Here is a 3,726-nt window from a genome sequence, read left to right on the forward strand (position 1 = left end):
ACCGCTCCGGGCGGTCAGGCTTGATCCCTGCGCGGGTCGGGCTGCCCCGGAACCCCGACCGGGTCGCCCTGGTCGGGGTCGCCGGCCTCGCCCTTAATGTGATCTTGAAAGTGATCCTTGGTCGCTGGGTTACTTCATGGGGTCGTGGCCCCAGTTCATGAGGGACCAGCGCCACTTGGTGTCGCGGACGTCGCCAGAGGGGCGCTGGGCCATGTGCCGGCGGACGTAGCCGACCACCTTGCGCATGTGCTTGTAGTCGCCCTCGGACAGGTCGGCGCGCTTTCGACGCAGCAAGTCGACGATCTTCCGACCCGAGTCGTGGCCGACGGACTCGCCACCGCCGGAGCGGCCACCCTTGTGCCAGCCGACCTGCTTCGACTCGTCGGTCTCCAGCCAGGTCGACAACTCACGGGGCTTCATGTTCACCGCCTCGGTGAACTCCCGGTAGGTGTCCCGGCCGTCGTCACCTCTGCTCATGGCGCAACGCCTCCGGTCGGTGGGCCACGTCGCGGCCCGTACCGTCACTGCGGACCCGGTACTGCGGGTCGTCGGGAGCCGCGTTCACGGCCCGCCCCCGGATCCGAATCCGGTCGGTGATCTCCTCCTGCACCACGCCGTACGCGCGGCTTCCGTGGGCCGACCAGGAGACGTGGTCGCCCGTGTGGAACCTCTGCTCGGCCATGCGCCTCGGCTACCCGACCCGGTCGGGGTGAAACGGCTACGGGGTGATCTCGGCGATGGGCAGCTTGATGTCGAACGGCTCAGTCAGCTCGATCACGTCAGGCCCGTCGGCGACCAGCTCGTACTGCCGCTCACCGCCCGGCCCGACCCGGTCGCCGATCCGGTACGCGTACACGTGCACCGGGTCCTGCTCGATCCGCCAGTAGAACGCGATGCCGGCGGCGGCGTACTCCCCGGGCTTGGCGAACCGGTCGATCCGCCGCGTGCCCGGCGAAACGACCTCGACGGCGAGCACCACATCCTTCGGTTGCAGGATGGAATGGACGGACGCCACGCCGGCACGGTGCAACAGCACGTCGGGCTGTCGGCTCGTGTTGTGGCTGAGCTTGACACCGATGGCTTGGGCGGCGCCGAGGTGCTGCGGTGCGTGGCTGTGCAGCCAGAGCCACAACAGGCTGGAGATGTTCTGGTGGCCCAGGGTGGGGGAGGGGGTCACCTGGATAACTCCGTCGACGAGTTCGACGCGGGGGGCGTCGTCCGGCAGGGCGAGCAGGTCCTCCAGCGTGTAGTCGGCACGCTGCTGCCGCATCGGATCCGGACACCAGGGGCCAGGTGATGTCGGGATGGGCTCGGCGCTCATGCAGCCGAGCCTACCGGCGATCGATGGTATGCAGGTCGGACCACGGGTGCGACGCGGTCAATCGAGCGGCTTCTCGGTGACGAAGATGGCGGTGCCGGGGAAGAGCCGTCCGCGCAGCGGGCTCCACTGCCCCCAGATCCCCTCGTGTCCCTCCGGCCACTCCGGCTCGACCAGGTCCAGCAGCCGGAACCCGGCGCCGACCAGCTCGCGGATCCGGTCGCCGAGGGTGCGGTGCTGCTCGACGTAGGTGGCGACGCCGGTCTCGTCCTGCTCGACGTAGGGGGAGCGGTCGAAGTACGAGTGCACGGCCGTCAGACCGCCCTCGCCGGGATCGTCGAGGAAGATCCAGCGCATCGGGTGGGTCACGGAGAACACCCACCGGCCGCCCGGGCGCAGCACCCGGTGCACCTCGGCGAGCAGGGTCGCCGAGTCGTCCACGAAGGGGATCGCGCCGAACGCCGTGCAGGCCAGGTCGAACGAACGGTCGGCGAACGGCAGGGCGAGCGCGTCGGCCTGCACCAGCGGTACGCGTACCCCGGTGCGGTCGGCGGCCTGCGCGGCGTGCCGCAACATGCCGGCGGACAGGTCGAAGGCGATCGGACGCGCGCCCTGGGTGGCGAGCCAGCGGGCGGCGGCCGCGGCGCCGCAACCCACCTCCAGCACCCGCCGCCCCGACACGTCGCCGAGCAGGCGGGCGTCGGCCTCGCGCAGCCCCTCCGGACACCAGACGAAGTCCACGTCGCCGAGGAACCCCCCGTGCTCGGCCTGGTAGTCGTCGGCGTCGGTGTCCCACCAGCCGCGGTTGGCCCGCCGGGCCTCGGCGTCACCCACCCGGCGCCGGGTCACCCGGCTGTCGTCATCCACGCGCCCACGCTAGGCCCCGGTCAACCCGATGGGGGCGGCGGCGCGGCCTGATCGACTCGGTTTCCGCGAAGTCGTGGTGCCCGGGCCGGTGGGAAGCGCTGATTTTCCGCAAACCACGTCGATGAGGCGTGGCGCGCGGCCCGTCCGGCCGGCCCGCCCAGCGGGGCGCCTGGGGCCCCTGTGACGTACGAGACAGGAGGGGTCGTTTCCGGGCGATTGTTCGGCTTTCGCAGGTCATGGTGCGGCGACGAGTCGGGAGGGCTTGCACGCTGTGGTAATGCGCACGGTAGGCTAGACGATGCGCTCGCGGATCGTGTGTCTCGGCAGGGAGCAGGTGCGCGGTCGACGGAGCACATCATGATCCCACTAGGTGATCGTTCGGTGTGCCCGGCGACGGATCCGCTGGCGCGAACAGGTCACCGCGACACCAGCCTGCTGTGACAACCCATCCGACCGGAGCAACCGCCCACATGACGAGCAGCATCGAGGCCCCCTCGAGCGCCACCCGGGTCACCCACGACGATCTCGGTTCCGAGGAGGCATTCCTCGCCGCGATCGACGAGACCATCAAGTACTTCAACGACGGCGACATTGTCGAAGGCACCGTCGTCAAGGTCGATCGGGACGAGGTCCTGCTCGACATCGGCTACAAGACCGAGGGTGTCATCCCCTCTCGGGAGTTGTCGATCAAGCACGACGTGGACCCCGCCGAGGTTGTGACGGTTGGTGACCACATCGAGGCCCTTGTCCTCCAGAAGGAGGACAAGGAGGGTCGTCTGATCCTCTCCAAGAAGCGGGCGCAGTACGAGCGGGCCTGGGGCACGATCGAGAAGATCAAGGACGAGGACGGTGTCGTCCGCGGCTCGGTCATCGAGGTAGTCAAGGGTGGCCTCATCCTGGACATCGGGCTGCGCGGCTTCCTGCCCGCGTCCCTGGTCGAGATGCGGCGCGTGCGCGACCTGCAGCCGTACGTCGGGCGTGAGCTCGAGGCCAAGATCATCGAGCTGGACAAGAACCGCAACAACGTGGTCCTGTCCCGCCGGGCCTGGCTGGAGCAGACGCAGTCCGAGGTGCGCACCGAGTTCCTCAACAAGCTGCAGAAGGGCCAGGTCCGCAAGGGCGTCGTGTCCTCGATCGTCAACTTCGGCGCCTTCGTGGACCTCGGCGGCGTCGACGGTCTGGTGCACGTCTCCGAGCTGTCCTGGAAGCACATCGACCACCCGTCCGAGGTCGTCGAGGTCGGCCAGGAGGTCGAGGTCGAGGTTCTGGACGTCGACCTGGACCGCGAGCGCGTCTCGCTGTCGCTGAAGGCGACGCAGGAGGACCCGTGGCGGCAGTTCGCCCGCACCCACGCGATCCAGCAGATCGTGCCGGGTAAGGTCACCAAGCTGGTGCCGTTCGGCGCGTTCGTCCGGGTGGACGACGGCATCGAGGGTCTGGTCCACTGACCTCCCGGCGTACTGGACGGTGTACTTCGCGGTGACCGACGCGGACGCCGCCGCCGCCCGCGCCGCCGAACTGGGCGGAACGATCCTCGTGCC

4 protein-coding genes and 2 pseudogenes are annotated in these 3,726 nt (G+C 69.4%); 2 read left to right on the plus strand and 4 right to left on the minus strand.

The window, feature by feature from the left end; genetic code table 11:
• Positions 1–129: 129 nt before the first annotated feature.
• From AB0J68_RS29130 to AB0J68_RS29145, 4 genes are read right to left on the minus strand one after another with little or no spacing between them, the layout of a single operon-like run.
• The gene (locus AB0J68_RS29130) at positions 130–477 is read right to left on the minus strand and encodes a DUF3140 domain-containing protein (RefSeq protein ID WP_354863268.1); all 348 of its coding nucleotides are present in this window, start codon (positions 475–477) and stop codon (positions 130–132) included.
• On the minus strand, positions 464–682 hold the full coding sequence (locus AB0J68_RS29135) for a DUF2945 domain-containing protein (protein ID WP_354863267.1): 219 nt from the start codon (positions 680–682) through the stop codon (positions 464–466). The genes AB0J68_RS29130 and AB0J68_RS29135 overlap by 14 nt, the downstream gene beginning before the upstream one ends.
• Before the next feature lie 36 nt (positions 683–718).
• Positions 719–1,321 carry a Uma2 family endonuclease gene (locus AB0J68_RS29140; protein ID WP_363941722.1) on the minus strand — a complete coding sequence of 201 codons (603 nt, stop codon included), beginning with the start codon at positions 1,319–1,321 and terminating at the stop codon, positions 719–721.
• A 57-nt stretch (positions 1,322–1,378) separates the two neighbouring features.
• Positions 1,379–2,185 (minus strand): class I SAM-dependent methyltransferase, encoded by an 807-nt coding sequence (locus AB0J68_RS29145; protein WP_355068195.1) that lies wholly within the window; start codon positions 2,183–2,185, stop codon positions 1,379–1,381.
• A 470-nt stretch (positions 2,186–2,655) separates the two neighbouring features.
• Between AB0J68_RS29145 and rpsA the strand changes: the two are divergent.
• A pseudogene (gene rpsA, locus AB0J68_RS29150) lies at positions 2,656–3,630 on the plus strand (30S ribosomal protein S1); the annotation flags it as partial.
• A gap of 1 nt (position 3,631) precedes the next feature.
• Positions 3,632–3,726, plus strand: a pseudogene (locus AB0J68_RS29155) (VOC family protein); the annotation flags it as partial.

It is taken from the genome of Micromonospora sp. NPDC049580 (assembly GCF_040675595.1).
GTDB lineage: Bacteria > Actinomycetota > Actinomycetes > Mycobacteriales > Micromonosporaceae > Micromonospora.